General features: G+C 72.3%; 27 protein-coding genes. 17 read left to right on the forward strand and 10 right to left on the reverse strand.

Annotated elements, in window-relative coordinates; all coding sequences use genetic code 11:
* The first annotated feature begins 51 nt into the window (after positions 1-51).
* The 8 genes from tnpA (at position 52) to ACH4VX_RS24925 (ending at position 5,566) form a co-directional block, all read left to right on the forward strand.
* The gene (tnpA, locus tag ACH4VX_RS24890; RefSeq protein ID WP_398370194.1) at positions 52-468 is read left to right on the forward strand and encodes an IS200/IS605 family transposase; all 417 of its coding nucleotides are present in this window, start codon (positions 52-54) and stop codon (positions 466-468) included.
* 41 nt (positions 469-509) lie between these two features.
* A complete protein-coding gene (locus ACH4VX_RS24895) occupies positions 510-1,301 on the forward strand; it encodes an ankyrin repeat domain-containing protein (protein ID WP_398370196.1) in 792 nt (263 codons plus the stop codon).
* Positions 1,302-1,556: 255 nt separating this feature from the next.
* A complete protein-coding gene (locus tag ACH4VX_RS24900; RefSeq protein WP_398370198.1) occupies positions 1,557-2,384 on the forward strand; it encodes a Scr1 family TA system antitoxin-like transcriptional regulator in 828 nt (275 codons plus the stop codon).
* Positions 2,384-2,590: a DUF397 domain-containing protein gene (locus ACH4VX_RS24905; RefSeq protein ID WP_398370458.1), complete on the forward strand. Its 207-nt coding sequence runs from the start codon at positions 2,384-2,386 to the stop codon at positions 2,588-2,590. Before ACH4VX_RS24900 ends, ACH4VX_RS24905 begins: the two co-directional genes overlap by 1 nt.
* Positions 2,587-3,228 carry a hypothetical protein gene (locus ACH4VX_RS24910; protein WP_398370199.1) on the forward strand — a complete coding sequence of 214 codons (642 nt, stop codon included), beginning with the start codon at positions 2,587-2,589 and terminating at the stop codon, positions 3,226-3,228. The genes ACH4VX_RS24905 and ACH4VX_RS24910 overlap by 4 nt, the downstream gene beginning before the upstream one ends.
* A gap of 58 nt (positions 3,229-3,286) precedes the next feature.
* Entirely contained in the window at positions 3,287-3,709 is a 423-nt protein-coding gene (locus ACH4VX_RS24915; RefSeq protein WP_398370201.1) for an acyl-CoA thioesterase, read from the forward strand.
* Between the two features lie 227 nt (positions 3,710-3,936).
* Positions 3,937-4,821: a lysozyme gene (locus tag ACH4VX_RS24920; protein ID WP_398370203.1), complete on the forward strand. Its 885-nt coding sequence runs from the start codon at positions 3,937-3,939 to the stop codon at positions 4,819-4,821.
* Between the two features lie 85 nt (positions 4,822-4,906).
* A complete protein-coding gene (locus ACH4VX_RS24925) occupies positions 4,907-5,566 on the forward strand; it encodes a peptidoglycan recognition family protein (protein ID WP_398370204.1) in 660 nt (219 codons plus the stop codon).
* A 166-nt stretch (positions 5,567-5,732) separates the two neighbouring features.
* Here the strand turns inward: ACH4VX_RS24925 and ACH4VX_RS24930 are convergent, their stop codons facing one another.
* The 6 genes from ACH4VX_RS24930 to ACH4VX_RS24955 form a co-directional block, all read right to left on the reverse strand.
* Complete coding sequence (locus ACH4VX_RS24930) at positions 5,733-7,112, reverse strand: 8-oxoguanine deaminase (protein WP_398370206.1); 1,380 nt, start codon at positions 7,110-7,112, stop codon at positions 5,733-5,735.
* Between the two features lie 37 nt (positions 7,113-7,149).
* Positions 7,150-8,061, reverse strand: coding sequence for a factor-independent urate hydroxylase (gene pucL, locus ACH4VX_RS24935; RefSeq protein ID WP_398370208.1), 912 nt, complete (start codon positions 8,059-8,061; stop codon positions 7,150-7,152).
* A 6-nt stretch (positions 8,062-8,067) separates the two neighbouring features.
* A complete protein-coding gene (uraH, locus tag ACH4VX_RS24940; protein WP_398370209.1) occupies positions 8,068-8,472 on the reverse strand; it encodes a hydroxyisourate hydrolase in 405 nt (134 codons plus the stop codon).
* 5 nt (positions 8,473-8,477) lie between these two features.
* On the reverse strand, positions 8,478-8,999 hold the full coding sequence (gene uraD, locus ACH4VX_RS24945) for a 2-oxo-4-hydroxy-4-carboxy-5-ureidoimidazoline decarboxylase (protein ID WP_398370210.1): 522 nt from the start codon (positions 8,997-8,999) through the stop codon (positions 8,478-8,480).
* Positions 9,000-9,131: 132 nt separating this feature from the next.
* Positions 9,132-9,500, reverse strand: a complete 369-nt coding sequence (locus tag ACH4VX_RS24950) for a helix-turn-helix domain-containing protein (RefSeq protein WP_398370211.1) — start codon at positions 9,498-9,500, stop codon at positions 9,132-9,134.
* Positions 9,497-9,748 carry a hypothetical protein gene (locus ACH4VX_RS24955; RefSeq protein ID WP_398370212.1) on the reverse strand — a complete coding sequence of 84 codons (252 nt, stop codon included), beginning with the start codon at positions 9,746-9,748 and terminating at the stop codon, positions 9,497-9,499. The genes ACH4VX_RS24950 and ACH4VX_RS24955 overlap by 4 nt, the downstream gene beginning before the upstream one ends.
* A gap of 204 nt (positions 9,749-9,952) precedes the next feature.
* Between ACH4VX_RS24955 and ACH4VX_RS24960 the strand changes: the two genes are divergently transcribed.
* The 4 genes from ACH4VX_RS24960 to ACH4VX_RS24975 all read left to right on the forward strand — a co-directional run bounded on the left by ACH4VX_RS24960 (position 9,953) and on the right by ACH4VX_RS24975 (position 13,089).
* Positions 9,953-10,792 (forward strand): TIM barrel protein, encoded by an 840-nt coding sequence (locus tag ACH4VX_RS24960; RefSeq protein WP_398370214.1) that lies wholly within the window; start codon positions 9,953-9,955, stop codon positions 10,790-10,792.
* Between the two features lie 13 nt (positions 10,793-10,805).
* On the forward strand, positions 10,806-11,696 hold the full coding sequence (locus ACH4VX_RS24965; protein WP_398370215.1) for a 2-hydroxy-3-oxopropionate reductase: 891 nt from the start codon (positions 10,806-10,808) through the stop codon (positions 11,694-11,696).
* Positions 11,697-11,989: 293 nt separating this feature from the next.
* Positions 11,990-12,229, forward strand: a complete 240-nt coding sequence (locus ACH4VX_RS24970; RefSeq protein WP_398370217.1) for a hypothetical protein — start codon at positions 11,990-11,992, stop codon at positions 12,227-12,229.
* Positions 12,230-12,390: 161 nt separating this feature from the next.
* Positions 12,391-13,089 (forward strand): TIGR04222 domain-containing membrane protein, encoded by a 699-nt coding sequence (locus tag ACH4VX_RS24975; RefSeq protein ID WP_398370219.1) that lies wholly within the window; start codon positions 12,391-12,393, stop codon positions 13,087-13,089.
* Between the two features lie 52 nt (positions 13,090-13,141).
* On the opposite strand, the gene gcl is transcribed toward ACH4VX_RS24975, so the two are convergent.
* Complete coding sequence (gene gcl, locus ACH4VX_RS24980; RefSeq protein WP_398370221.1) at positions 13,142-14,926, reverse strand: glyoxylate carboligase; 1,785 nt, start codon at positions 14,924-14,926, stop codon at positions 13,142-13,144.
* 202 nt (positions 14,927-15,128) lie between these two features.
* On the opposite strand from gcl, the gene ACH4VX_RS24985 reads away from it, so the two are divergent.
* Positions 15,129-15,761 (forward strand): hypothetical protein, encoded by a 633-nt coding sequence (locus tag ACH4VX_RS24985; RefSeq protein WP_398370222.1) that lies wholly within the window; start codon positions 15,129-15,131, stop codon positions 15,759-15,761.
* A 43-nt stretch (positions 15,762-15,804) separates the two neighbouring features.
* A complete protein-coding gene (locus ACH4VX_RS24990) occupies positions 15,805-16,350 on the forward strand; it encodes a GNAT family N-acetyltransferase (protein ID WP_398370224.1) in 546 nt (181 codons plus the stop codon).
* 65 nt (positions 16,351-16,415) lie between these two features.
* On the opposite strand, the gene ACH4VX_RS24995 is transcribed toward ACH4VX_RS24990, so the two are convergent.
* Together ACH4VX_RS24995 and ACH4VX_RS25000 are read right to left on the reverse strand one after the other, a co-directional pair.
* Positions 16,416-18,029: an AMP-binding protein gene (locus tag ACH4VX_RS24995; protein WP_398370225.1), complete on the reverse strand. Its 1,614-nt coding sequence runs from the start codon at positions 18,027-18,029 to the stop codon at positions 16,416-16,418.
* Complete coding sequence (locus tag ACH4VX_RS25000) at positions 18,026-19,699, reverse strand: AMP-binding protein (protein WP_398370226.1); 1,674 nt, start codon at positions 19,697-19,699, stop codon at positions 18,026-18,028. Before ACH4VX_RS25000 ends, ACH4VX_RS24995 begins: the two co-directional genes overlap by 4 nt.
* 140 nt (positions 19,700-19,839) lie before the next feature.
* Here ACH4VX_RS25000 and ACH4VX_RS25005 point away from each other — a divergent pair, with 140 nt between their 5' ends.
* From ACH4VX_RS25005 to ACH4VX_RS25015, 3 genes are all read left to right on the forward strand, one after another.
* Positions 19,840-20,676: a response regulator transcription factor gene (locus ACH4VX_RS25005; RefSeq protein WP_398370459.1), complete on the forward strand. Its 837-nt coding sequence runs from the start codon at positions 19,840-19,842 to the stop codon at positions 20,674-20,676.
* Positions 20,677-20,831: 155 nt separating this feature from the next.
* Complete coding sequence (locus ACH4VX_RS25010; RefSeq protein ID WP_398370228.1) at positions 20,832-23,642, forward strand: AAA family ATPase; 2,811 nt, start codon at positions 20,832-20,834, stop codon at positions 23,640-23,642.
* Positions 23,643-23,842: 200 nt separating this feature from the next.
* Positions 23,843-24,634, forward strand: coding sequence for a S1 family peptidase (locus ACH4VX_RS25015; protein ID WP_398370229.1), 792 nt, complete (start codon positions 23,843-23,845; stop codon positions 24,632-24,634).
* Positions 24,635-24,735: 101 nt separating this feature from the next.
* On the opposite strand, the gene ACH4VX_RS25020 is transcribed toward ACH4VX_RS25015, so the two are convergent.
* A complete protein-coding gene (locus tag ACH4VX_RS25020) occupies positions 24,736-25,854 on the reverse strand; it encodes a winged helix DNA-binding domain-containing protein (protein ID WP_398370231.1) in 1,119 nt (372 codons plus the stop codon).
* Positions 25,855-25,992 lie beyond the last annotated feature (138 nt).

A 25,992-nucleotide genomic window follows, 5' to 3' on the forward strand; every position in this document is an offset into this window, starting at 1 on the left:
CCGGTAGTTGTAGCGGAGCTGCATGACCAAAATCCTACTACGGTTGGTCTCATGGATGGGCAGAATGACTACAGGCGTGGCAGGCATGTGGTTTCGGCGATGCATGTGCACTTGGTCTTCGTGACGAAGTACCGGCGCGGAGTGTTCGACGACGAGATGCTGACGCGCTGCGAAGAGATCATGCGCAAGGTGTGCGAGGACTTCGAAGCGGAGCTGAAGGAGTTCAACGGCGAACGCGATCACGTCCACCTCCTGATCAACTACCCGCCGAAGGTCGCCGTCTCCAAGCTGGTCAACAGCCTCAAGGGCGTCTCCGCTCGCCGGATACGGCAGGAATTCACCGGCCGGATCAACCGCGCCACCATGCACGGACACCTGTGGTCGCCCTCCTACTTCTCCGCGTCATGCGGCGGGGCGCCGTTGGCGATCATCCGTCAATACATCGAGCAGCAGAAACGTCCGCTCTGAAGTGCACGTCAAAGCACTCCTGAGATGCATTCATCCCCGGCGTGAACGCCGGGGCTTTCTGCAAGGAACCCGGTAAGGCGCTCGTGGCGGCGGTCGGGAGCGGGGACGCGGAGGCCGTCACCCGGCTGCTGGAGGCGGGAGCGGATCCGGACACGCTCGCCGGCGACGGGCTGCCGGCGCTGTGCCGGGCGGTCGCCGCCTACGACGACGCCGTGGCGGACGCGCTGGTGGAGGGCGGCGCGGATCCGGACCGGAGGCTGCCGGACGGGACCACGCCACTGGTGCGGGCGATCGACGGCGGCTCCCCGTCCGTGGTGACGGCCGTCCTGGGCCGCGAGCCCCGGCTGCGGCTGCCGGAAGCCGAGAGGGAGCAGCTGCTCGCCAGGGCCCGGCGCTGGTACGAGCGGGGCGCGGAGGCCGAACTACGGGACAGGACGGGCGCGTCCGGTCCTGTGCACCGGGCCCGGGTGAGGGACGACGAGTACGACCACATCACGCAGCTGACACTCGGCGGGTCGACGGTCCGCGCCGGGCACGGCGCGGTCCTCACCAACCTCGAATGGGCCTTTCGCATCCTCCCGCCCGTCGACGAGCTGGCCGCCCGCGCTCTGGCCCAGGGCGACCCGGACCATGTCGACTGGTCGTCCGTGCGGTGGATCCTGAGCCGGCGCCGCAGCAAGGAGACGTGGTCCGCCGTGGCGGCGTACCGCCACGCCCCCGCGCCCCTGCCACGCCGCTTCGCGGCGAGTTCGGCCACCAGCAGGGACGCCGTGCGGTTGGCCTCGCTGTCGTACGGCCAGCCCCAGGAAGCGAGTCGCTCGGCCGACAGGTGACGGGCCAGGCACGCGCCGCGGGCGGTGGCCGAGAGCCGGATGCCGAAGTGGCGGGCGGGGCCCGCGTGTCCGGCGGTCGGGGCGATATCGACGTTCATGTCACTCAGCGTGGCCGGTCGACCCCACTCTTCACGGTAACGACGTCAGTACTCAGGGTGACTGTGCGGATGCTGTCCGGGTCTGTCCGGGTCGCGACGCGTGACGCCCCGTACGGGCGGCGAGTTGGGCACGGGTGGCACATGGAGGTGTGGGGACATGAGCGTGGAACCTTACGGCGCGGACGAGGAGTCGGCGGCCGTTCTGCGGACCGTCGGCAGGGTGATCAAGATGTGCCGGGAGCGGGAGGGCATGACCCAGGCCGGTCTCGCAACGGCCATCCGGTACAGCGAGGAGCAGGTGTCGTCCGTCGAGCGCGGGCGCAGGGCGCCGGCGGAGGAGTTCCTGGAGGCGGCGGACCGGGTGCTCGAAGCGGGCGGGCTGCTCTCGGGGCTGAAGAACGATGTGGCGAAGGCCCGGTTCCCCAAGAAGGTAAGGGATCTGGCCAAGCTGGAGGAAGAGGCGGTCGAGCTGTGCGCCTACGCGAATCACGTCGTGCACGGCCTGCTCCAGACGCCGGAGTACACGCGGGCCATCTACGGCATGCGGCGGCCTCCGTACACCGAGGAGCAGGTGGACGAACTCGTCGAGGCTCGCTTGACGCGCCAGAAGATCTTCGACCAACAGCCCGCGCCGGTCTTCAACTTCGTCCAGGAAGAGGTGACGCTGCGCCGCCCGCTCGGGGGCAGAATGGTGATGCGGAAGCAGCTCGAACACCTGTTGGAGGTCGGTCACCGGCGGAACGTGGAGATCCAGGTGCTGCCCACGGACCGCGAAGACCACGCGGGGCTCGCGGGGGCGCTTCAACTGCTGCGGCTGAAGGAGGGGGCCACCGTGGGCCACATCGAAGTACAGCTGATCAGTCGGCTGCTCTCCGACCTCAAGGAGATCCAGATCCTCGAGATCCGCTATGGCATCATCCGAGCCCAAGCCCTCACACCCCGTGAGTCGCTGGCCTTCATCGAGAAACTGCTGGGAGAGACATGATGACCAACCGCCCGACCGGGAGCGGCCCCGCGCTGGAGTGGTTCAAGAGCAGCTACAGCACGAACGACGGCCCGGAGTGCGTGGAGGTCGCCTTCGCCCCCGAAACCGTCCACGTACGCGACTCGAAGCACATACACGGCCCCCGACTGGCCCTCACCCCCCGGCAGTGGGCCGCCTTCCTCCCGTACGCCTCCGGACGCCGATGACCCGACCGCTCACCGCCGCACAGCGCCGCCTCGTCGACGCCGCCGATCCCGGCACGGGGCGGCTGAGGGGTACGCCGGCGCAACTCGCCGCGCTGGTGAAGCGCGGGCTCGCCTTCCGGCATCCGAGGCCGCCGCACGACCACTTCCTGACCCCGTCGGGGCATCGGGCGCGCGAGGCGGAGGCAGAGGCGGAGGCGGCGCCCGAGCCGGTGGAGGCCCCGGCCGCGACCGGGGTGTTCGCCGCCCGCGTCGGCGGTGAGGACACGCCGTCCGGGGCCGGGCCGGCCCGGCTCCGGGAGGTGCGCGGCGCCTGGCAGGGCATGCTGGAGCTGCGCCGGATGACCAATCCCGACGGTGCCACGGACCGGCCGTGCGGCTGGGAGCGCTCACATCTGGTGCAGGCCGCCGCGCTGGCCCTGGAGGCCGCCGGACACCGCCCGGCCGGCGCTGACGCCGGGGTCGGCGGCTACCGGGTGCGGGAGACCCCGCAGCCCGAGGCGGTCGCCGTGTACGAGCCGGACGGCGCGGCGCTGCGGGCCTGCGCGGCCACGCTGGAGGGGGCCGGCTGGCAGGCCGGGGAGTACACGGAGCCCAAGACGCGGGCGCGGTATCTGCTGGCCTCCCCGCGCCGGGTGTGAGGATCATGCCAGGGCCGGTGTGCTGGGCAACGAACCGAGCGAGCGTGAAGGGGACGCAGTGAACGAGCCGTTCTCCGTACGGGTGACCGTGCGCGGATACGAGACCGACGTCCAGGGCCACCTCAACCAGGCCGTGTACCTCAACTACGCGGAGCACGCGCGCTGGTCGCTGCTCCAGGAGGCCGGGATCACCCAGTCCGGTCTCATCTCCCAGGGCGTGGGACCGGTCGCGCTGGAGACCACCATCCGCTACAAGCGGGAACTGCTCGCCGGTGACGAGGCCGACGTGAGCTGCGTCTTCACCTGGAGCGGCGGCAAGGTCTTCACCATCGAGCAGACGATCACCAAGGCCGACGGCACGGTCGCGGCCGAGATCACGGCGGTGGGCGGCCTGCTGGACCTCAAGCGGCGCAAGCTCGTGCCGAATCCCCAGGACGTCTTCCGGGACCTGGCGAAGGACCCGGGCCTGTTCGGACTGTAGCCGGATTTTCACGCGCTGAAAGTTTCCGCCGCCCGGTTCCCAAGTTTCCAGGCCATCCGCTCCTACAGTGGACCAGACCACCAGAGAGCGACGAAGGCTCTTTACAGCCCTGGAATCTACGTGCGTAACTAATGACGCGCGCACGTCAAGTAGCACGGATCTGCCCAGGTGGCAGCGGCCGACGTCACCTCCTTCGCTCATCCCCACATGTGTCAGGAGGCAGCCCCATGTTCTCTCTCCCCCGCCCCTTAACCGGCCCCCGCAGACGGCTGGCCACGGCGCTCGGCGTCCTCGGCGCCGCACTCGCGCTGACGGCCACCACCGCGGGCGGCGCGACCGCCGCGCCGGGGCCCGACCGGGACCGTGTCCACGTGGAACCCGGTGAGGCGTACATGGGTGTGGGCACCCGCGTCCACGAGGGCACCGCCGCCGGGGCACCGTCGCCGGGCGCCCTGGCCCCCACCGGCGGCGTCCAGGGCATCGACGTCTCGCACTGGCAGGGCGCCGTCGACTGGACCTCGGTGCGGGGCGCCGGCATCCAGTTCGCCTGGATCAAGGCGACCGAGGGCACCGCCTACAAGGACGACCGGTTCAACAGCAACTATCCCGCCGCGTACCACGCGGGCGTGATCCGGGGCGCGTACCACTTCGCGCTCCCCAACGCCTCCAGCGGCGCCACCCAGGCGAACTACTTCGCGAGCAGCGGCGGCGGCTGGTCGCGCGACAACCTCACCCTGCCGGGCGTCCTGGACATCGAGCACAACCCGTACGGGGCCATGTGCTACGGCCTGTCCACCACGCAGATGCGCAGCTGGATCAACGACTTCTACACCACGTACAAGTCGCGCACGAGCCGTGACGTCGTCATCTACACGACGGCGAGCTGGTGGAACACCTGCACCGGCAACTGGACCGGCATGTCCGCCAAGAGCCCGCTGTGGGTGGCGCACTGGACCTCCGCGTCGTCGCCGACCATCCCGAGCGGTTTCCCCACCTGGACGGTGTGGCAGTACACCAGCACCGGTTCGGTCTCCGGCGTCTCCGGCAACGTGGACCGCAACCAGTTCAACGGCTCCCGCGACCGGCTGCTCGCGCTCGCCAACAACACCTGACGCGCGATCACGTGGTGGAGCCGGCGGCCGTCCGTCGCCGGCTCCTTCCCCTCCCCCGTCCTGCCTCCGTCCCCGAGGAGTGATCGTGCATCCCGAGAACACCCTCCGACGCCGTCTCCTGCTCGCCGGCGCGGCCGGCCTGGCCGCCGCCACCGCCGTGCCCGGCACCGCGCACGCGCGCGACGCCGAGGCCGTCGAGCCGGACATCGACTCCACCGGAACCTGGGACGCCCGTCCCCCGCAGGGGACCATCGGCGTCCTGCAGTACCGGCCGAGCAGGATCGTCATCCATCACACGGTGAGCGCCAACACCTCCGACTTCTCCCGTGCCCAGGCGCACGCGCACGCCCACTGGGTGCAGGACCTGCACCTGGACAAGAACAACTGGGTCGACACCGGCTATCACTTCCTGGTCAGCCGGGGCGGCTGGATCACCGAGGGCCGGCACGGCAGCCTCCAGGCGCTCGTCGGCGGGAGGAACTTCGTGCTCGGCTCCCACACCTCCGGGCAGAACAGCCAGGCCATCGGCATCGCGTGCGAGGGCGCGTACCACGCGGGCGCGGTGCCGCCGGGCGCCCAGTGGGACGTCCTGGTCACCCTGTGCGCGTACGTGTGCGCGCGGTACGGCATCCCCTCCGCACAGCTCTACGGCCACAAGGACTACGGCGGGACGCTCTGCCCGGGCGTCTACCACGACATGCTGCCCCGGCTGCGGGAGGAGGTTGCGACGGCCCGGGCTGCGTAGCGTGCGGCCGGGGCGGGTCACGCCGCCCGTGGGGATGCCGGGGTCCAGGGCGATCCGGGCCGTCTCCGGGGCGTATACGCCCCGGGGACGGCTGCCGTGGGCCCCTCCCTGGATCCACGGTCACCGGCCGGGAGCCGTCCCTCCCGCCCGGAGATTTCGACAGGGCTCAGCCCCGTGCGGCGATCTCCGCCAGCCGCCGCGCCTCGGCGCGGGTCGAGCGGGCGATCGCGTCCTCGTCGGCGGTGAGCAGGCGGCCGTTCTCCACGATCTGCCGGCCGTTGACGAAGGACGCGGTGACCGGGGCCGCCGCGCCAAGGACCAGCGCGGTCACCGGGTCGGCGATGGAGGCGTGCGCGAGGGTGTCCATCCGCCACAGCACCAGGTCGGCGAGCTTGCCCGGCTCCAGGGAGCCGATCTCCCCCGCCCGACCCAGTACCTGGGCTCCGCCGTACGTACCCAGGCGCAGCGCCTGCCGGGCGTTCAGGGCGGCCTCGCGGTGGGCGCCGAGGCGGTTGACGAGCAGGGCGTTGCGCAGTTCGGTGTGCAGTTCGCCGGACTCGTTGGACGCCGTGCCGTCGACCCCGAGGCCGACCGGGACGCCGGCGGCGAGCAGGTCGGGGACGCGGGCTATGCCGGCCGCGAGACGGGCGTTGGAGGAGGGGCAGTGGGCGACTCCCGTCCTGGTGCGGGCGAAGGCGGCGATGTCGGAGTCGTTCATGTGGACGCAGTGCGCCATCCAGACGTCCTCGCCGAGCCAGCCGGTGGACTCGAAGTAGTCGGTCGGGCCCATGCCGAACAGCTCGTGGCAGAACTTCTCCTCCTCGACGGTCTCCGAGCCGTGGGTGTGCAGGCGTACGCCGAGCCGGCGGGCCAACTCGGCGCCCTCCCGCATCAGTTCGGTGGAGACGGAGAAGGGGGAGCAGGGGGCGACGGCGACCTGGGTCATGGCGTCAAAGGAGGCGTCGTGGTGCCGGCGTACCGTCTCCTCGGTGGCGGCGAGCGCGTCGTCGAGGGACTCGACGGCGAAGTCCGGGGGCAGTCCGCCGTCCTTCTCGCCGCGGTCCATGGAGCCGCGGGCGAGGGTGAAGCGGACGCCCATGTCACGGGCGGCGCCGATGACGGCGGCGGACAGGTCGCCGGTGCCGCGCGGGAAGACGTAGTGGTGGTCCATGGCGGTGGTGACGCCGCCGCGGGCCATCATCGCGAGGGAGCCCTGGGCCGCCGCACGCACCATCGGCTCGTCGATGCGCGCCCAGGTCGGGTAGAGGGCGACGAGCCAGTCGAAGAGGTTGTGGTCGGTGGCCAGGCCCCGGGTGATCCACTGGTAGAAGTGGTGGTGGGTGTTGACCAGTCCGGGGGTCACCAGGTGCCCGGTGGCGTCGATCCTGCGGGCGACGTTCTGCAGGCCCTCGGGGGCCGTGCCCGCGCCGAGCGACTCGATGCGGTGGCCGGCGAGGACGACGTGTCCCGACGCGTACTCGGTGTCCTTCGCGTCGACGGTCGCGATCGCGCAGTTCTCGATGACGATGCGCCGGTCTGCTGCCATGGTTCGTCCTTTTCGAGTACGCCGGAATGCCGTGCGGTCAGAGGTCGGTGAGGTCCACCGGGATGCGCGCCTCGCAGCCGTCCCGCAGGACGGTGGCCTCGATCAGGCCGTAGGGGCGGTCTGCGGCGAAGTACACAGCTCCGTCGGCGGTGTCGTTCTCGAGGCCGAACGGCTCCAGGTCCACCAGGAAGTGGTGGCTGTTGGGGAGGGAGAAGCGGACCTCGTCGATCTCGTCGCGGCGGTCGATGATCCGCGCGCCCATCTGGTACATCGTCTGCTGCAGGGACAGGGAGTAGGTCTCGGCGAAGGCCTGGAGCAGGTGCTTCCTGGTCTCCTCGTAGGACGTCTCCCAGTCGGGCATCTCCTGCTCGTCGCCGGTCCAGTTGAACCGCCAGCGGCCGGAGACCGAGGTGGCGAGGACGCGGTCGTGGGTCTCCTTGAGCGTCGTGTACGGGTCCTTGGCGTAGCCCCGGAACTCGGAGTCGGTGGAGTTGAGCACCATGAGGTCCTTCAGACCGGATACGACCTCCCACCTCTCACCGTCGTAGGTGATCTGGGCGAGCCGGGTCTCCTGGCCCTTGCGGACGAAGGAGTGCTCGCCCTCGTGCGCGCCGGAGGTCGCGATCCGCTCCCAGGCGTACTCCTCGACGCGTATGCGCGCCCGGTGGATGGGCTCCTGGGAGGTGACGAAGTGGCGGGCGAGGTGGATGCCGAACTGTTCGGCGGACTCGATGCCGTGCTCCTTGGCGAAGGCGAACACGGTGTTCTTGGTGGTGTCGGTCGGCAGGACGTTGGCGTTGGAGCCGGAGTAGTGGACCTCGTCCATGTCGCCGGACAGGGCGACGGAGACGTTCAGGTCCTTGATGTGGTGGGTGGCGCCGTCCCTCGTGATCCTGACGACCCGGTTCTCCGCCTTGCCGTACTGGTTCTGGCCCAGGATGGTCGGCATCACTCGCTAGCTCCCTCGGTAAACGGAGTAGCCGAACGGGTTGAGCAGCAGCGGTACGTGGTAGTGCTCGCCCGGTACGACGGCGAACGTGATCGCCACCTCCGGAAAGAACACTCCGGCGCCGCCGTCCCGATGTGCGGGGACGTCCTGCTGTGCCTCGGCCCGGTTCCTCGCTGATGGGGCGAAGTACGCCTCGACCGCGAAGTCGAGCCGTACGTGGGTGGTCCCCTCCGGCAGGGCCGGCAGGTCCTTGCAGCGCCCGTCCGCGTCGGTCGCGGAGCCGCCGAGCGCCCGCCAGTCCGCGTCCCGCCCCGAGCGGGCGGCGAGGCCGACGGCGACGCCCTCGGCGGGGCGGCCGGCGCTGGTGTCCAGGATGTGCGTGGACACGGAGGCGGTGGTGTCGGTGCTCATGTGTGTCAGTCCTCTTCGACTTCGACTTCGACGAGACGGGCCAGCCGGATACGGTTGATCTTCCCCAGTTCGGTGCGGACGATCTCGCGCTCCCGCTCCGGCGCGTTGCCGAGGCGTTCCCTGACGGCGTCACGCATCTCCTCACCGGTCCGGCCGGCGGCGCAGACGAGGAACACGTGGCCGAACCTCTCCTGGTAGGCCAGGTTCAGTTCGAGCATCTCGGCCTTCAGCCCTTCCGGCGCGTCGGCCATGCCGCTCTGTTCCCGGGCGGAGGCCGGGTCCCCCGGCTTCGGGCGGCCGATCGGCGGGTGCCCGGCCACCGCCTCTTCCAGGTCGGCCGTGGTCAGGTCGGCCATGGCGGTGTCACTGGCGGCGTACAGGTCGTCGGCGGTGGTGTACGGGCGGGCGGCGAGCAGTCGCCGGGCCCATGCCGTGGAGGCGCAGGCCTCGTGGAGTGCGGCGAGCGCCGCGTGCTCCTCCAGAGCGTTGAAGCGGGCCAGGCCCGGGGGTGTGGAAGTCGACGTCACGGAAGCCTCCGTGGCCGCGAGCGGCCTTCGTGTCGAACGGACGTGCCGACAGTGAACGCCGTCACGAACAACACGTCAACAGTTTGTTGAAAATTCGGGCCGGAGAAGAGGAGTACCCGCCGACCGGGAGGTTCAGGCGTCCTTCTCGCGGTTGAGGTAGTTGTAGACGGTGAAACGGCTGACCCCGAGCGCGCTCGCCACCGTCTCCACGCCGTGCCGCACGGCGAAGGCGCCGCGCGCCTCCAGACCACGCACGATCTCCTGCTTGGCCCTGCGGTCCAGGTCCGCGAGCGGTCTGCCCTTCCCGCGTTCCAGCGCCGCGAGGATGTGGTCGAGGGAGTCCGCGAGCTGCGGCAGCCGTACGGCGACGACGCCGGCGCCCTCCCAGGAGAGCACCACGTCGTCGGTTCCGGCCTCGTCCGGCGGGACCATCTCGCCGCCCATGGCGTCGACCAGCGGCTTCACCGCCGCGATGAAGGCCTCGTCACCGGTGCCGGTCACCGGTCACCCTCCTCGACGACGTTGACCTGGAGCGAGATCCGGGTGGCACCGGCGGTCAGCGCCCCGCGCAGCATCGCGTCCACGGCGCCGAGCACCGCGTCGGCGCCGCCCTCGGCGGTGTTGCCGAACGGTCCGACGTCCACCGCGTCCAGTTCGGCCGCCTCGACGACCTCCCGCGCCACCACCGCGTGCGCGGGCGCCTCGTCGAGGTCGAAGGGCTCGGTCGTGAACTCCACTCTCAATCGCACGCGCACAACCTAACGCGCGGCGCGGTTCTTGGGACCGCGGAGGAACCGGGCGGAGACCGCAGGGAAACCGGGCGGAGACCGCGGAGGAGCCGGGCGGAGGCCGTCGGCGGTCCGGCCCTCTTGACAAGCCCGGCGGGCCGACGGCAACCTTCCATTAAGTAGAAAGCAACTTCCACTATACGAAATTCCGGAGGGGTGCATCCGATGGGATTCGCAGACCGGCGCTTCAACGTCAACCTGTCGATCCTCTTCACGGAACTCCCGCTGCTGGAGCGCCCGGCGGCAGCCGCCGCGGCCGGCTTCACCGCGGTCGAGCTGTGGTGGCCCTGGACCGGCTCCCCCACACCCGAGCGGTCCGAGCTCGACGCGCTGCGGACGGCGATCCAGGACGCGGGCGTACGGCTCACCGGCCTGAACTTCTACGCCGGCCGGCTGCCCGGCCCCGACCGGGGCGCGCTGTCCGTGCCCGGCGAGGAGTCGGAGCGGTTCCGCGCCAATGTCGACGTGGCCGCCGATCTCGCGCAGTCCCTCGGCTGTACGGCCCTCAACGCGCTGTACGGCAACCGGGTCGACGGCGTGGACCCGGCCGAACAGGACGCGCTGGCGCTGGAGAACCTGGTCCTCGCGGCCCGGGCCGCCGACCGGATCGGCGCGGTCCTGCTGATCGAGGCGTTGAACCGGCCCGAGTCGCCGCTGTACCCGCTGGTGTCGGCGCCGGCCGCCGTGGGGGTCGTCGACAAGGTCGACGCGGCCACGGGGCTGGGCAACGCCCGCTTCCTGATGGACCTGTACCACCTGGCGAGGAACGGCGAGGACCTGCCGTCGGTGATCGACCGGTACGCCGGGAGGACCGGTCATGTGCAGATCGCCGACGACCCCGGCCGCGGCGCCCCCGGCACCGGCTCGCTCCCGCTGGAGGACCTGCTGGACCGGCTGCGCGAGGCCGGATACGAGGGCCGGGTCGGCCTGGAGTACAAGCCGGGCGACCGCCCGAGTGCGGAGGCCTTCGACTGGCTGCCCCGTGACCACACCCCTGTGCACTGAGAGGCGCTCTCGCATGAACGGTCTTCCCAGGGTTTCCTGGATCGGCCTCGGCATCATGGGCTCCCCCATGTCCGAGAACCTGGTCAAGGCGGGCTACGACGTCACCGGCTACACCCTGGAACAGGAGAAGCTGGACCGGCTGACCGCCGCCGGCGGCACCGTGGCCGGCTCGGTCGCCGAGGCGGTGCGGGACGCCGACGTGATCGTCACGATGGTTCCCGCGTCCCCGCAGGTCGAGGCCATCGCCTACGGTCCCGACGGCATCCTGGAGAACGCGCGGTCCGGTGCCCTGCTGATCGACATGTCCTCGATCACCCCGGGGACCTCGGTCGACCTGGCCGCCGCCGCGAAGGACAAGGGCGTCCGGGTGCTGGACGCCCCCGTGTCGGGCGGTGAGGCGGGCGCGATCGAGGCGGTGCTGTCCATCATGGCCGGCGGTGAGCAGGCCGACTTCGAGGAGGCGAAGCCCCTTTTCGAGACGCTCGGGAAGACCGTCGTGCTGTGCGGTCCGCACGGCTCGGGGCAGACCGTGAAGGCCGCCAACCAGCTGATCGTCGCCGTCAACATCCAGGCGTGCGCCGAGGCCGTGGTCTTCCTGGAGAAGTCGGGGGTCGATCTGACGGCGGCCCTTGACGTCCTGAACGGCGGACTGGCCGGCTCGGCCGTGCTGACCCGCAAGAAGGACAACTTCCTGAACCGGGACTTCGAGCCGGGCTTCCGTATCGACCTGCACCACAAGGACATGGGCATCGTCACCGACGCCGCCCGCACCGTCGGCGCGGCACTGCCCGTCGGTGCCGTGGTCGCCCAGCTGGTGGCGAGCCTGCGCGCACAGGGCGACGGCGGCCTGGACCACTCCGCGCTGCTGCGGGCGGTCGAGCGGCTGTCCGGCGCGCGGGTCTGACCGGCCCGCGCCACTCACAGACCTCCGGGCGGCGCCGGCATCCGTCCTACGGACTCCGCCGGGAGGTCGGGTCCGTACGCGCGGCAAGGGCGCCGCGGCGGCATGCGAGCCAGTGCGGTGGTGGGGGCGGCGGGGCTCCTTCTCCGACCTGAGGGGAGGAGCCCCTCAGTCGTCGCATCCGCCGCGGTCCCGAGCCCGTACCTCCTGCAGCGCCCGGATGCGGACGGTCCCGCGGCCGGGCGCTCCTTCGCGTCCGGGGTGCGGATCCGTCCGGTGCGCAGCAGCCTGGGGGCATGGCACATCCAACGGAGCATCCGCACATCGTGGTGCACTCCCCGGCCCTGGACGGCTCGCGGCGGGTCACCTCCGGTGACGACACGCTGGGCATCGCCACGCACGTCGACGACGTGGGCGAGATCCTGCGGCTGGCCGACCTGTACGTCACCGATGTCGAGGAGACGGACCTGATCGAGTGGCAGGGCGGCGGCCCCGACGACTGGCCGGGGCTGTCCGAACACCACGAGACGGCCTGAGCACCGCTACGGCATCGGCCGTACACCGGCTACGCCACCCTCAAATGAACCTCTGAATGCGGCCCGAAAGGCTTCGGCCACCGCCACCGACGGGCACACTCCTGGCACACGGGGCCCGCCGGCACGGGGGCGGCGGGCCCCGGTTCCGGAGGTGACACGCCATGAACGACAGCGGAGGCGTCCGGGGGACGCCGCACGAGCTCGCACTGCTGGCCGGCGGTCCGCGCGCCGCGGTCACGGTGGCCGTGGTCTCCCTGCATCTGCGGGGTGCCGTCGAGGCGGGCGCGCCGGGCACGATACGGGCGGTCGACGGGGAGGCGGGACGGGCCCTGCCCCCGCTTCCGCCGCCGGGGGTTTCGCTGGACGTGGCGGCCGAGGTCGCCGTGGGGCGGGTGGACGCCCTCACGAGCGAGGTGCGCGCGTTGTACCTGGAGAGCGCGGTCCACCACTGCCTGGAGGAGCCCTCCGAGATACGGGAGCTGCTGCGGCACCCGGACGTCCGCTGGGCGTTGGCCGAGGTGCGGGTCGGGCTGGCGGAGGCGGGGATGCTGCGCGCCACGCCGCTCGGGCCGACCAGGGCCGCCCGCCGGCGGGTGAACGTCCTGCGGAAGGCGTTCCCGGTGCCGTCGAGCAGGCACGGCCTGCCCGACGACAGGAAACTGCTCGCCGTCGCCCTGCACGGCAAGCCCGCCCTGAGTGTCCTCGTACCGCGCTTCGCCCTCCGGGCGGGGCTGACCGAGCGGGTCAGGATCGGGGACAAGGGCCTCCGCCACTCCCCCGGCGGCGGCACCTACGGCAGTGGCGGCTCTCCCCTCAGCTGCGGAGGCGGCGGCGGATGCGGCGGCGGGGGCGGGGGGTGAGCACGTCCGGGAGCGGCCCTGGACGGGCCGCCCCGGGACACCTGCCCGCGGGTCAGACCTTCAGCGTCCTGATCGACGTCGGCGCGTGCCCCGGCTCCGTCGCGATTTCCTCGAACTCGACGACGTCGCCGATGTCGTTGGTCGTCGACATGGAGATGTCGGTGACGCGTTCCAGGATCACCTCGACGACGACCGGCACCCGGAACTCCGCCGCGAGCTTCTTGGCCTGCTCCAGGGCCGCGCCCAGTTCGTTCGGGTCGGTCACCCGGATCGCCCTGCAGCCCAGCCCCTCGGCGACCTTGACGTGGTCGACGCCGTAGACGCCCAGCTCCGGGCTGTTGATGTTCTCGAACTCCAGCTTGACCTGGAAGTCGATGTCGAACGCCCGCTGCGCCTGCCGGATCAGGCCCAAGTAGGCGTTGTTGAGCAGGACGTGGACGTACGGGATCTTGTGCTGCGCCCCGACCGCCAGTTCCTCGATCATGAACTGGAAGTCGTAGTCGCCGGACAGGGCGACGACCCGCGCCCCGGGGTCGGCCTTCGCCACGCCGAGCGCGGCCGGGACGGTCCAGCCGAGCGGGCCCGCCTGACCGCAGTTGATCCAGTGGCGCGGCCGGTGGACGTGCAGCATCTGCGCGCCGGCGATCTGTGAGAGACCGATGGTGGAGACGTACCGGGTCTCGGGGCCGAAGGCCTTGTTCATCTCCTCGTAGACCCGCTGCGGCTTGATCGGGACGTCGTCGAAGTGCGTACGGCGCTGGAGCGTGGCCCGCTTCTCCTGCGCGGCGGCGGCCCACTCGGAACGGTCGGGCAGCTCGCCGGCCGCCTTCAGCTCCTTCGTCACCTCGACGAACAGCTCCAGCGCGGCGCGCGCGTCGGAGGCGATGCCGTAGTCGGGGCCGAAGATCCGGCCGATCTGGGTGGGTTCGACGTCGACGTGGACGAACGTCCGCCCGGCCGTGTAGACGTCGAGTCTTCCGGTGTGGCGGTTGGCCCAGCGGTTGCCGATGCCGAGGACGAAGTCGGACTCCAGGAAGGTCGCGTTGCCGTAGCGGTGCGAGGTCTGCAGGCCGACCATGCCGGCGTTGAGCTCGTGGTCGTCGGGGACGACGCCCCAGCCCATCAGGGTCGGCACGACCGGAGTGCCGGTCAACTCGGCGAACTGGAGGAGCAGTTCGGCCGCGTCGGCGTTGATGACCCCGCCACCCGCAACGATCAGCGGGCGCTCGGCGGCGTTCAGCATGCCGATCGCCTTCTCGATCTGGGCGCGGCTCGCGGCGGGTTTGTGGACCGGGAGCGGCTCGTAGGTGTCCGGGTCGAACTCGATCTCCCTCAGCTGCACGTCGACCGGCAGGTCGATCAGGACGGGGCCGGGCCGGCCGGAGCGCATGAGGTGGAATGCCTGCTGGAAGACGCCGGGGACCTGCGCGGCCTCCAGGACGGTGACCGCCGTCTTGGTGACCGGCCCCGCGATGGCGGCGATGTCGACGGCCTGGAAGTCCTCCTTGTGGATCACGGCGGTCGGCGCCTGGCCGGTGATGCACAGGATCGGGACGGAGTCTCCGATGGCGGAGTACAGGCCGGTGATCATGTCGGTGCCGGCCGGTCCGGAGGTGCCGATGCACACACCGATGTTGCCGGGGCGGGTGCGGGTGTAGCCATCGGCCATGTGCGAGGCGCCCTCGACATGGCGGGCGAGGGTGTGGGTGATGCCGCCGGAGGCTTTGAGGGCCGCGTAGAAGGGGTTGATCGCCGCGCCGGGGACACCGAACGCGTCGGTGACGCCCTCGCGCCTGAGGATTTCGACTGCCGCGCGGGCAGCGGTCATTCGAGCCATCGAGTACTCCTGCTTCGGCTGCCGGATGCGCACTCCCGTCGCGCCCCGCGGTGAGCACTTCCGTATTACGGAAAAGATTTTCTGCTATCTGGAATGAATGTAGGGTCGGTGGTCTGACCCGTCAAGAGAGGGGCAAGTGCCGGACACACGGCGGACCGGTGGAGGACGATGGGCACCGTCTCGAGAACACGGGAGTGGGGCCATGTCCGAGAGCGTGCCGGTGCGCTGTCCCGCCTGTCGGCGCTCGCACCGCTACACGGCACCGTCGTACCCCTGCGCGTGCGGCGCGCCCGTCACGCCGCCGCTGGACCTGGACGGGGTGCCCGGTCCGGTCGGGCATCGCGCCTGGGACGAGGAGTGGGTCACCGTGCACTGCGGGCACTGCGGGCTCCGTGGCGAGTGGCCGCGGCCGGAACTGGGTTGCCCCTGCGGGACGGTGCTGCTGATCCCGGTGGCGGGCCCGGGGGCGTCCGCGCCGATCCGCACCGCGCGGGACGCGGTCACGGCCGCCGTGCGGTATCTGCGCCGGCTCGGCCACGAGGACGTCCGCCGCGCCGAGGGGTGTTCCCCGTCCGGGATCGGCCTGACGGGCCGTGGCGTGATCGCCCGGGTCGACCCGTCGGCGCCTCCGGCGACCCCGCGGGACGTGGAGTGCCTGTGGCTGACGGCGATGGCGGAATCCGCGACGTGCCTGTACTTCTCCGTCGCCGGATACGACGAGGAGGCGCGGGCCCGCGCCGACGCGTTGGACGTCCCGCTGTTCCTGCTCGACCTCACCGGCACCCCGCAGCCGGTGAACGGCCCCGCCGGCGCGCTGGACGCCCACGAGGCCTGAAAACCCGGCGACGGACCCGCCACGAGCGCCGGATACTCGGCGGATGCGCATCCGTCCCGCCGCCCCCGGTGAACTGCCCGCCCTCCAGGACATCGAGCGGGCCGCCGGCGCCCCGTTCCGCGACCTCGCCATGCCGGACATCGCGGACGACGACCCGCCCGCCCTGGACGTGCTGGAGCGCTACCGGCGGGCGGGCCACTGCTGGGTCGCGGCCGAGACGCACGACGACCGGCCCGTCGCGTACCTGATCGCCGAACCGGTCGACGACGCGCTCCACGTGGAGCAGGTCTCCGTCCACCCGCGCGCCGCCCGCCGGGGCGTGGGCCGCGCCCTGCTCGCCCACGCCGCCGACCACGCCCGCGAGCAGGGCCTGACCGCGCTGACGCTGACCACGTTCGCCGACGTCCCGTGGAACGCCCCGTACTACGCGCGCCTCGGCTTCCGCACCCTGACCGAACCCGAACTCACGCCCGGGCTGCGCCGGATCCGCGCCGAGGAGGCCGCACACGGGCTCGACCGGTGGCCGCGCGTGTGCATGCGCGCCGGCGTTCCGCGTATCGGCGGCACGCGTGCGGGAGCGCCCGGATGACCGTCGGACTCGCCCGCGAGCAGGACCTTCCCGGTTTCCTCGGCCCGGCCGCCCCTGACAACGCGCTAACCCGCCGTGTACCGCTCCCGCAGCTCCACCTTGCGCACCTTCCCGGACACCGTCATCGGGAAGGCGTCGAGCAGCTGGAGCCGGCTCGGGACCTTGTAGTGGGCGAGGCGGTCCGCGCAGAACGCGCGCAGTTCCTCCAGGGTGAGCGGGTCGGCCGGATCGCGCGGGACGACACAGGCGAGCACCTCCTCGCCGTACCGCTCGTGCGCGATCCCGACGACCTGGACGTCCGCGATCTTCGGGTGGGCGTGGAGGAACTCCTCGATCTCACGCGGGTAGACGTTCTCCCCGCCCCGGATGATCATGTCCTTGATGCGGCCGACGATCTCCACGTAGCCGTCCTCGCGCATCACCGCGAGGTCCCCGGTGTGCATCCAGCGGCCCGCGTCGACGGCCTCGGCGGTCTTCTCGGGCTCGTTCCAGTAGCCGAGCATCACGCTGTAGCCGCGGGTGCACAACTCCCCCGCGGTTCCGCGTGGTTGCGTCACCCCGGTGGCCGGGTCGACGACCTTGGCCTCGATGTGCGGCAGCACCCGGCCGACGGTGCCGGTGCGGTGCTCCAGGTCGTCGTCCCTACGGGTCTGCAGGGAGACGGGGGACGTCTCGGTCATGCCGTAGCAGATGGAGACCTGCTCCATGTGCATCTCGGTGACCACCCGCTTCATCACCTCCACCGGGCACGGCGAGCCCGCCATGATGCCGGTGCGCAGCGAGGTGAGGTCGTACGACGCGAAGCCGGGCAGGTTCAACTCGGCGATGAACATGGTGGGCACGCCGTAGAGCGAGGTGCAGCGCTCCCGTTGGACGGCCTCCAGGGTGGCCCTCGGCTCGAAGGAGGGGGCCGGGACGACGATGCAGGCGCCGTGGGAGGTGGCGCCCAGGTTGCCCATGACCATGCCGAAGCAGTGGTAGAACGGCACCGGCAGACAGACCCGGTCCTGCTCGGTGTAGCCGACGGTACGGCCCACCCAGTAGCCGTTGTTGAGGATGTTGTGATGGGAGAGCGTGGCGCCCTTCGGGAAGCCCGTCGTGCCCGAGGTGTACTGGATGTTGACCGGGTCGTCGCAGCTCAGCCCGGCGGCGATCACGTCGAGTCGCTCCGGCGGTACGGCGGACGCGCCCTCGGTCAGCGCGTCCCAGGACGGGTCACCGATGTAGACGGCCTCCCGCAGGCCGGGGCAGGCTCCCCGCACTTGGTTCACCAGGGCCCGGTAGTCGCTGCCCTTGTGGGCGAGTGAGGAGACCAGCAGCGAGATCCCGGACTGCTTGAGCACGTACTCCAACTCGTGCGCCCGGTAGGCCGGGTTGACGTTCACCATGATGACGCCGATGCGGGCGGTGGCGTACTGCACGAGGACCCACTCCGGGCAGTTGACCGCCCAGATCCCCACCCGGTCGCCCGTCTCGACGCCCTTCGCCAGCAGTCCGCGCGCCACCTCGTCGACGGCCGCGCCGAACTCGGCGTAGGTCCAGCGCCGTCCGGAGTCCACGTCGACCAGGGCCTCGCGGTCGGGCCACGCGGCGACGGCCCGGCCGAGGTTGGCGCCGATGGTGTCGCCGAGCAGCGGGGTCGTACTCGTGCCGTGGCTGTACGAGAGGGACGCGGTCACCGGAAGTCCTCCTCGCGGTACTCGTCGGTGGAGCCGGCGGCCGTGGCCTCGCGCAGCTCGATGCGGCGGATCTTGCCGGAGACGGTCTTGGGCAGTTCACCGAACTCCAGGCGGCGGACGCGCTTGTAGGGGGCGAGCACCTCGCGGGAGTGCTCGAAGAGCACCTTCGCGGTGTCCGGGCCGGGCTGCCAGCCCTCCGCGAGCACGATGTACGCCTTGGGGACGGCCAGCCGCAGCTCGTCCGGGGCGGGCACGACGGCCGCCTCGGCGACCGCCTCGTGCTCCAGCAGGGCGCTCTCCAGCTCGAAGGGGCTGATCTTGTAGTCGCTCGCCTTGAAGACGTCGTCCGCGCGACCGACGTAGGTGATGTATCCGTCCTCGTCGCGGGAGCCGATGTCACCCGTCCGGTAGTAGCCGCCGGCCATCGCCTCGGCCGTACGGTCGGGGTCGCCGTGGTAGCCGGTCATCAGGCCCACCGGGCGGCCGGAGAGGTCGAGCGCGATCTCGCCCTCGGCGGCGCCGGGCGCGCCGGAGACCGGGTCGAGGAGTTCGACGCGGTAGCCGGGGCTGGGGCGGCCCATGGAGCCGGTCCTGAGGACCTGGCCGGGGCTGTTGGAGACCTGTACGGCGGTCTCGGTCTGGCCGAAGCCGTCCCGGACGGTGACGCCCCAGGCGTGCCTGACCCGCTCGACGACCTCGGGGTTGAGCGGCTCACCGGCGGCGACGGCCTCGCGGGGCGGGGTGCGCAGCCGGCCCAGGTCGGACTGGATGAGCATGCGCCACACGGTCGGCGGGGCGCAGAAGGTGGTGACGCCCGCCCTGTCCATCTCGGCCATCAGCCGGGGCGCGTCGAAGCGGGTGTAGTTGTGCAGGAAGACGGTCGCCTCGGCGTTCCACGGGGCGAACAGGTTGGACCAGGCGTGCTTGGCCCAGCCGGGCGAGGAGATGTTGAGGTGCACGTCGCCGGGGACCAGGCCGATCCAGTACATGGTCGCCAGATGGCCGACCGGGTACGAGGTGTGGGTGTGCTCGACCAGCTTGGGGCGGGCGGTGGTGCCGGAGGTGAAGTACAGCATCAGGGGGTCGTCGGAGAGGGTGGGCCCGTCGGGCGCGAAGTGCTCGGCGGCGCCGTGGGCGTCCTCGTAGGGGAGCCAGCCGCCGGCGGCCCCCTCCCCCACCGCGATCCGGGTGTAGTCACCGGGCACCTCGTCGAACTTCGCGGTGTCCGCGGCGCGCGCGATCACATGGCGGACGCGGCCCCTTCCGACGCGGTCGCGCAGGTCGGCGGGGCCGAGCAGCGGGGTGGCCGGGATGACCACGGCGCGCAGCTTCATCGCGGCCAGGGCGGTCTCCCACAGCTCGGTCTGGTTGCCGAGCATCACCAGCACCCGGTCCTCGGCGGCCACGCCCCGCTGCCGCAGCCAGTTGGCGACCTGGTCGGAGCGGCGGGCGAGCGCGGCGAAGGACAGCCGGGTCTCGTCGCCGTCCTCCTCGACGAGGTGCAGCGCGGTGCGGTCGTTGCCGTCCGCGATCACGTCGAACCAGTCGAGCGCCCAGTTGAACCGCTCCGGCCGGGGCCAGGCGAAGTCCCGGTAGGCGGTGGCGTAGTCCTCGCGGTGTTCCAGCAGGAAGTCCCGGGCCCCGCGGAACGCCTCCGTCGCCGTCGTCATGTCTCCTCCTCGTACCGGACCATTGCCGGGCGGCTCTTCCCCATCGTGTAATCCGTGATGCGTGTCTCACTACCCCCGAACGGGGGTGTGCGCCCGCGCGGAGGCCGTGGCGGAGGGGCGAACAGGTGACAGCTGACCCGATGGGGACGGGCGACGCGGTGGAGATCCGCGGGGCGCTGGCCCGGCTGCGGCGCGCGACCGGGCTGCCGGTCGCCTTCGGCGGTCTGGTGGAGCCCGGCCGGCGGCGGGTGCGCATCAGCGAACTGAGCGGCACCGCGACGCCCGCGCTGAGCGCGCTCGCGGTGACCTCGGGCAACGGTCTGGGCGGCAGGGCGGTGGCGCTGGCCCGGCCGTGCGCGGTGACGGACTACTCCGTCTCGCGGCAGATCAGCCACGAGTACGACGTCCCGGTCGCCGCCGAGGGCCTGCGCGCCGTCGTGGCCGTGCCCGTCGTCGTACGGCGCCGGGTGCGGGCCGTGCTCTACGGCGCCCTGCGCGCGGCCCAGCCTCTGGGCGACCGTACGCTCGGCGCGGCGGTCCAGGCGGCGCGGGACGTGGAGCAGGCGCTGGTGGTGCGTGAGGAGGCGGCGGCGCTGGTGGCGGCCGCCCGGCCGGGCCCGGCGTCCGGGGTGCCGGGTGGTTCCGGGGCTGCCCTGGAGCAGGTGCGGGAGGCGCACGCGGCGCTGCGGGCACTGGCGCCGCGGATCGCGGACCCCGTGCTGCGGGCCGAGCTGCTCCAGGCGTGCGCCCTGCTCACCGCGGACACCGCGCCGGCCGCGGCGGTGCGGCTCGCGCCCCGGGAGGTGGACGTGCTCGCCTGTGTGGCGGCCGGGGCGACCAACAGTGTGGCCGCGGAGCAGCTGGGGGTGACGGCCGAGACCGTCAAGGCGTACCTGCGGTCGGCGATGCGGAAGCTGGGGGTGCGGACCCGGGGGCAGGCCGTGGTCGCGGCCCGCCGGGCGGGGTGGTTGCCGTAGGTTTGCGTTGTTTTCCCATGACGGGTATTACCAGCGGTACAACTTTGGATTTACCGTTGCCCGGCCCGCTGTAATTTGCCTCACTACACGGTCCGCCCGGAATTAAGGAACCTGTTGCCTAATATTGGCCAGGACACGCCACACGGAGGGGAGCGGTGACCGTGCGACGGGACTTCAAGGAGTCTGCCAGGTGCCGCCCCGACCTGGTCATAGGCCGGGAGGAGCTGTACTCCGAGGCGCGGGAGCAGCTCGCGCGTGGGGGCAGCGTGCTGCTGCACGGCCCCGCGGGAATAGGAAAGTCGACCGTGCTGCGGGCACTTGCGGCGGAAAACGCCGGTGCGGCGGGGACGGTGTTGCGCTGCTCGGCCACGGAGTCCGAATCCCATCTGCCGTTCCTGGCGCTGGCCGATCTGTTGGGTCTGGTCCTCGACAGGGTCTCCGTCCGGCTGCCCGCCGCCCAGCGCACCGCCCTGGAGTCGGCGCTCACCGGGCGCGGCGAGTCCACCCTCCAGCGGGACGGCCTGGCGCTGCGCCTCGCGGTGCTGTCCACGCTGCGGGCGCTGGCCGCCGAGGGGCCGGTCCTGATCGTCGCCGACGACCTCCAGTGGCTGGATTCCGCCAGCGCCGAACTCCTCGGCTTCGCCGCCCGGCGGCTCGGCGACAGCCCGGTGCGGATGCTGTGCGCGGTGCGTACGGACGGCGAGGAGTACGACCGTCACCTGCGCGCCTGCCCGCCGGACACGCTCGCGGTGCGGCTGGGCCCGTTCTCCCGGGCCCAGGTGTCCGCGCTCCTCGACCACCGCGGCTACACCGCTCTGTCCCGCTCCACGGCCCGTGACATCCACCGCACCAGCGGCGGCAACCCGCTGTTCGCCCTCGAACTGGGCCGCGCCCTCGCCGAGAGCCCCACCCGGCCCAGACCGGGCGAGCCGCTGCCGGTGCCGACCTCGCTGCGGGCCCTGGTGCTGAGCCGCCTGGAGATGTTGTCGGACGAGGCACGCCGCACCCTGCTGGTGGCCAGTGCGGGCGCCCGCCCCACCCTGGCGCTGCTGCACGCGGCCGGCCGGGAGAACGCCGAGGCGGAGACGGCGCAGGCCGCCGCGCTGGGGCTGCTGGCGACGGACCCGGAGGAGCCGGCGCTGCGGTTCGCGCATCCGCTGATCTCGGCCGCCCTGTACGCGGAGGCCCCGGCGCGGGAGCGGCGGGCCGTGCACACGGCGCTGTCCACGGCGGCCTCCGACCCCATCGAGCGGGCCCGGCACCTGGCGCTGGCCGCCACCGGCCCCGACCCTCAGGTGGCGGCCCGGCTCGCCGAGGCCGCCGCGCTGGCCCGGGACCGCGGGGCGCCCTCGGTCGCCGCCTCGCTCGGGCTGCTCGCCGCCCGGCACACCCCGGCCGACGGCGAGCCGGGCCCCGACGAGCGGCGGCTGCAGGCCGCCGAGGACGCGATCACCGCCGGTGAGGCCGACCTGGCCCGGGACATCGCCCGCGAGGTGCTGACCCGGGCGACGGTGCCGACGGAGCGGGTGCGGGCCTGGATGGTGGTCATCGAGGCGGCCGGGCAGGCGCTCGGCGAGGTCGACGCCGTGTTCCCGCAGGTGCTGGCCGACGCCGGCGACGACCCCCGGCTGCTGGCGCTGGTCCACTACCAGCTGGCCTGGCGGGAGGTGGTGGTGGACGGCGACTTCGCCAAGTCCCGCCAGGAGGCCGCGCACGCGGCGGAGCTGGCCGCGCGGGGCGGCGACCGGCGCACCGAGCTGATGGCGCTCGCCTTCCAGTCGTCCACCGAGACCCTGATGGGCCACCCCGACGCCCCCGCGACCATCCAGCGGGCGCTCCAGGAGCCCCAGGACCCCGATGTGGCCTGCCACCACAACGGCGCCGCCATGGCGAGATTCCGCTGGCTGCTGATGAGCGACCAGTTGCCTCAGGCCCGTACGGCCATCACCGCGCTGCTGCGGGAGGCGCGGCGGCGCGGCATGGTGGAGAGCGAGGTGCACTTCTCGCGGCTGCTCGCCGACACCGAACTGCGTTTCGGGCACTGCGGCCGGGCCCTGGACCTGGCCCGCGAGAGCCTGCGGCTGGCCCGGGACTCCGGGATCGGCGAGAGCGCCTCGGCCATGCTCGCCTCGCTCGCGGAGGCGTCGGGCGGGGACGTGGACCGGGCGCTGACGCTGGCCCGCGAGGCGGCGGACCACGCCGAGGTGGACGGCGACCAGTTGTACCTCTCCCTCGCCCTGGCCGCCCTGGGCTACGCCCAGTCGGTGGCGGGGGACGCGCAGGGAGCGGTCCGTTCGCTGCGCCGGGTGCGGGAGCTGGAGCAGGCCATGGGCATCAGCGACCCGGCGCGGGGCCGCTGGCAGGGCGACCTCGCCGAGGCGCTGGTGCGGATCGGTGAGCCCGGCGAGGCGCAGGAACTCATCGACGCCACCCGGGTGCACGCGCTGCGTCTGAACCGCGCGAGTGTCCTCGCGGTGCTCGACCGCGCCGAGGCGCTGGTGCGCGCGGCACGCGGTGAACACCAGGCGGCGCACACGCAGTTGGCGTCGGCGCAGGAGCGGCTCGCCAAGCTGGGGTACGGCCTGGAGGAGGCGCGGGCCGCCTTCGCGCTGGCTCGGCTGCGCGGGCGGGGGCCGGCGCCGGCGGCGTACGACGAGGCCGCCCGGCTGTTCCGGCGCTGCCGCGCGCTGCCGTGGCTGCGCCAGGTGGAGCGGGCCGTGGCCGCCGGTCCCACGGAGGCGGAGACCGTGCCCGCCGCCACGCCGGGCGCGCTGGACGGACTGGCCGCGATGGAACGGCAGGTCGCCGCGCTGGTGATGGAGGGCGCCACCAACCGGGAGATCGCCGGCCGGCTGTTCATCAGCGTCAAGACCGTCGAGGCGACCCTCACCCGGGTCTACCGCAAGCTGGGCATCCGTTCCCGGGTCGACATCGTCCGCCTGACGGCGGGCCGCCGCACGAAGTAGCCCCGCGGGGGCGCCACCGGGGCGACCGAGGGTTTTCCCTGCCCCAACTCCCCTAGGGGGTTCCCTCATTGGGACGATCGCGCTCCGGGTCGTAGCGTAACGGCGTGCCGCTCGCCGGGCACACGGGGGCCTGTCCCGAGGCCCTCGTGCTCGACCCCCCACCCCGCGCGACCCCCCACCGGCAACCCGTGAGGAGACCCATGTCCGGGCTCACCCGCGCCAAGAAGGCCGCAGCCGTCGTCGCCGCCACCGCTGCCGCCGCCGCGACGGCGCTGATCGCCGCCCCCTCCGCCCTCGCCGCCCCGCAGCCGATCGTCGGCGGTACGACGACCACGACGTCGGCGTACCCGTTCATGATGCAGATCACCGACTCCTCGCAGAACCAGTTCTGCGGCGGCACCCTCGTCTCCCCCACCAAGGTGGTCACGGCCGCGCACTGCATGGTCGGCGAGACCACGGGCAGCGTGCGCGTGGTCGGCGGGCGCACCTACCTCAACGGCACCAACGGCACGGTCGCCAGAGTCAGCAGGATATGGATCCACCCCGGCTACAGAACCGTCACCCGGGGCGACGACGTGGCCGTGCTGACCCTGTCGACGTCGATGCCGTACACCACGGCGCCCTACGTCTCCTCCTCCGACGCCTCGGTGTACGCGGCCGGCACGACCGCCCGCATCATCGGCTGGGGCACCACCTCCTCCGGCGGCGGCTCCTCCAACCAGCTGCGCACCGCGACCGTGCCGACCGTCTCCGACACCGGCTGCCGCGGCTCCTACGGCAGCCGGTACGTGCAGAGCGACATGGTGTGCGCCGGTTACTCCTCGGGCGGTGTGGACACCTGCCAGGGCGACAGCGGCGGTCCGCTGCTGGTCGGCGGCCGGCTGGCGGGGATCACCTCCTGGGGCGACGGCTGCGCGGCGGCCGGCTACCCGGGCGTCTACACCCGGCTGACCACGTTCTCCGCGGACGTGACGGCACAGGTCAACGGGTGAGGGACACCCCCATGAATTCCTGAGTACCCCTCGGGTGGCAAGCCAGGGGGCGTTGCGAGCTTCCACGAGCAGCCCGCAACGCCCCCTCTCCATGCCCGCGTTCACTCCCGTACGGTGCCGAAGCGGATGTCGTACGCCGTCCCCGGGTGCATCACGTGGAGCATCCGCTCCCCCTCCGCGGCGGCCTCTTCCCGCTGTCGCCCGCCGAGCCGGCCGAACGGCTGGATGACGAGGGCTTCTTCGTCCAGCCGCCACAGCCCCGCCAGGAACCCGTCGACGAGGAGGGTGCGGTAGGCGATGTTGCCCCGCCAGTGGCGGCCCCGGTACTCGGGCGGCACGACGCGGGTGCGGTCGGCGTGGGAGAGGAGCAGGTTGTCGAACTCGGGCAGGAACCGCGGCGGGGCCGGGGTGTCCGGGTCGGGGCGGGGCGCGTCGGGGAGGTCGAAGAGCTCGACGCCGGCTTCGTCGCGGAAGGTGACGAGGTCCGGGCGGAGGCGTTCGAAGGTCTCGCGCAGCCGGGTGAGGCCGGCCCAGGTCTGCATGTCCTTCACGGAGGCCGGTCCGAAGGCGGCGAGGTAGCGCAGCACGGTGGCGTCCGGCGCGGGCGCCGGCTCGGCGGGCCTGCCCAGCCAGTGCTCGGCGGTGGTGAGCGTGACCTGGCCGCTGCGTCCCCACAGCCCGCGCGGGGTGATCTGCACGAGGGGCAGCTTGCAGCGGGCGGCGACGGAGAGGGACCCCGGGTCGGCGTCGGGCCACTGCTTCAGCAGGGCCTCGCGCAGCTGCTTCATGGTGCGCGGTTCGGCCTCGACGAGTTCACGGGCGAGGGCGGCCAGCCGGTCCAGGTCGACGCCCGCGAGCCCCTTGCGGAACTGGTTCAGCTCGCGGTCGCGGGCGGACTGCACCAGGGGCCGCAGGGTGAGGCAGTCGCGGGCGGTGTGGGTGTGGATGGTCGAGCGCATGGTGACGATGCGGGCGAGCGCGCGGCCGGCCATCGGCCGGGACAGCGCCTGGGGTGTGAAGCCGTCGAGGCGGGCGGCGAGCGCGTAGTAGGGCGGCTTGACGTTCTGCGCCTGGAGACCGAGGAGATGCCCGACCGCGTCCTCGGCGGACATCGGCGAGCGGCGCAGCAACAGCTGCCGCTCGAGGGTGGCCCGGTTCAGCGCCCGTGCACCGAGCACACCGGTCGGCGAGGGTGCGGCGCTCCGCTTCGTCTTCGTCATACGGGCACGCTAGCGGCCCTTGCGGACAGGTTCCGTCCTCGATGCGCGGGCGCCGGCGTCCATGGCCGGAACGACTCCCACGACTCCCCCACGAAGGACGGACACCGTGACGTGGTGGCCGGGGCGCGCGAGGCGGCC

This window comes from Streptomyces sp. NPDC020731 (genome assembly GCF_044334705.1).
Taxonomy (GTDB): domain Bacteria; phylum Actinomycetota; class Actinomycetes; order Streptomycetales; family Streptomycetaceae; genus Streptomyces.

Coding starts and splice junctions, on each gene's coding strand:
- tnpA (WP_398370194.1), top strand. CDS start 52: ATGGATGGGCAGAATGACTACAGGCGTGGCAGGCATGTGGTTTCGGCG.
- ACH4VX_RS24900 (WP_398370198.1), top strand. CDS start 1,557: ATGAGCGTGGAACCTTACGGCGCGGACGAGGAGTCGGCGGCCGTTCTG.
- ACH4VX_RS24905 (WP_398370458.1), top strand. CDS start 2,384: ATGACCAACCGCCCGACCGGGAGCGGCCCCGCGCTGGAGTGGTTCAAG.
- ACH4VX_RS24910 (WP_398370199.1), top strand. CDS start 2,587: ATGACCCGACCGCTCACCGCCGCACAGCGCCGCCTCGTCGACGCCGCC.
- ACH4VX_RS24920 (WP_398370203.1), top strand. CDS start 3,937: ATGTTCTCTCTCCCCCGCCCCTTAACCGGCCCCCGCAGACGGCTGGCC.
- ACH4VX_RS24930 (WP_398370206.1), bottom strand. CDS start 7,112: ATGGCAGCAGACCGGCGCATCGTCATCGAGAACTGCGCGATCGCGACC.
- pucL (WP_398370208.1), bottom strand. CDS start 8,061: ATGCCGACCATCCTGGGCCAGAACCAGTACGGCAAGGCGGAGAACCGG.
- uraH (WP_398370209.1), bottom strand. CDS start 8,472: ATGAGCACCGACACCACCGCCTCCGTGTCCACGCACATCCTGGACACC.
- ACH4VX_RS24960 (WP_398370214.1), top strand. CDS start 9,953: ATGGGATTCGCAGACCGGCGCTTCAACGTCAACCTGTCGATCCTCTTC.
- ACH4VX_RS24965 (WP_398370215.1), top strand. CDS start 10,806: ATGAACGGTCTTCCCAGGGTTTCCTGGATCGGCCTCGGCATCATGGGC.
- ACH4VX_RS24970 (WP_398370217.1), top strand. CDS start 11,990: ATGGCACATCCAACGGAGCATCCGCACATCGTGGTGCACTCCCCGGCC.
- ACH4VX_RS24975 (WP_398370219.1), top strand. CDS start 12,391: ATGAACGACAGCGGAGGCGTCCGGGGGACGCCGCACGAGCTCGCACTG.
- gcl (WP_398370221.1), bottom strand. CDS start 14,926: ATGGCTCGAATGACCGCTGCCCGCGCGGCAGTCGAAATCCTCAGGCGC.
- ACH4VX_RS24985 (WP_398370222.1), top strand. CDS start 15,129: ATGTCCGAGAGCGTGCCGGTGCGCTGTCCCGCCTGTCGGCGCTCGCAC.
- ACH4VX_RS24990 (WP_398370224.1), top strand. CDS start 15,805: ATGCGCATCCGTCCCGCCGCCCCCGGTGAACTGCCCGCCCTCCAGGAC.
- ACH4VX_RS25000 (WP_398370226.1), bottom strand. CDS start 19,699: ATGACGACGGCGACGGAGGCGTTCCGCGGGGCCCGGGACTTCCTGCTG.
- ACH4VX_RS25005 (WP_398370459.1), top strand. CDS start 19,840: ATGGGGACGGGCGACGCGGTGGAGATCCGCGGGGCGCTGGCCCGGCTG.
- ACH4VX_RS25015 (WP_398370229.1), top strand. CDS start 23,843: ATGTCCGGGCTCACCCGCGCCAAGAAGGCCGCAGCCGTCGTCGCCGCC.
- ACH4VX_RS25020 (WP_398370231.1), bottom strand. CDS start 25,854: ATGACGAAGACGAAGCGGAGCGCCGCACCCTCGCCGACCGGTGTGCTC.